Origin of the sequence: Frigoribacterium sp. CFBP 8754 (assembly GCF_014841815.1) — a bacterium.
Lineage (GTDB): Bacteria > Actinomycetota > Actinomycetes > Actinomycetales > Microbacteriaceae > Frigoribacterium > Frigoribacterium endophyticum.
This window is the reverse complement of record NZ_JACYUO010000016.1, coordinates 1-778: the sequence shown is the minus strand read 5'-3', so window position 1 is coordinate 778 and position 778 is coordinate 1. Positions and strand designations below refer to the sequence as shown.

The 778-nt window shown below is 60.3% G+C and carries 1 protein-coding gene; it reads right to left on the bottom strand.

All coding sequences use genetic code 11. The features are described from left to right. Positions 1-95: 95 nt before the first annotated feature. Positions 96-377, bottom strand: a complete 282-nt coding sequence (locus IFT72_RS15615; RefSeq protein WP_192047022.1) for a hypothetical protein — start codon at positions 375-377, stop codon at positions 96-98. Positions 378-778 lie beyond the last annotated feature (401 nt).

Here is a 778-nt window from a genome sequence, read left to right as displayed (position 1 = left end):
TCACATGGTCCACCCACCGGGACGGATGTTCATCGACGTCGTTGAGGCATTGGCCTAGGAGTTGGGAGATCACAACGACGACATCATCGTCGTCGTCAGAGGAAGAGCAGGTAGTCATCGAAGTCGACGGCGTCGATCGAAGCGACGAACTCGTCGTCAGGCCCTTCGCTGAAATTTGTCTCGGTCTCGGTCTCGAACGAGACCGAGACCCCCGGGGCCACTAGAACATCAAGCACATGCCCTCCGGCAACGGCGACCTGCACAAAGTCGCCTCCGGCACGCACCGCCTCAACGACGTCCCCCTTGACCGTCTCAAGATCCTGGCTCGGATCGAGGGAGTGAGAGCGGTCATTGATGTGCATCGTCGTACGTGCCATTGCCCACACCTACCCACCGCCGCCGTGGCCAAACACAAATGTCCACTTCACGCACCGACGCTCCGCTCCTGAGTGAGTCATCTCGGGGAACGAAAGACGCTCCCCGCAATAGACACGGAAACACTCAGCACCTCGGGCTGCAGTGGCGAGAACGACGCTGACTGGTTCGTCGGCCTCGGAGAACGACATCACCGGGAGAGGTACCCGGGTGCGCCCTACTGTTAAGCATGCCTTTCAGCTCGACGTGGACGACACACGGCGTCTCCTACGCGGCCGAAGTCCAGCAGGGGTTTCTTCTGTGGGGCTCCAAGCCAACCAGTTCGCCCGGACCGTTGAACATGAAGCGGGTGGTCCCTGACGACTTCGACGTCGTTTCCCGTGAGAACGTAGGCAAGGAAACT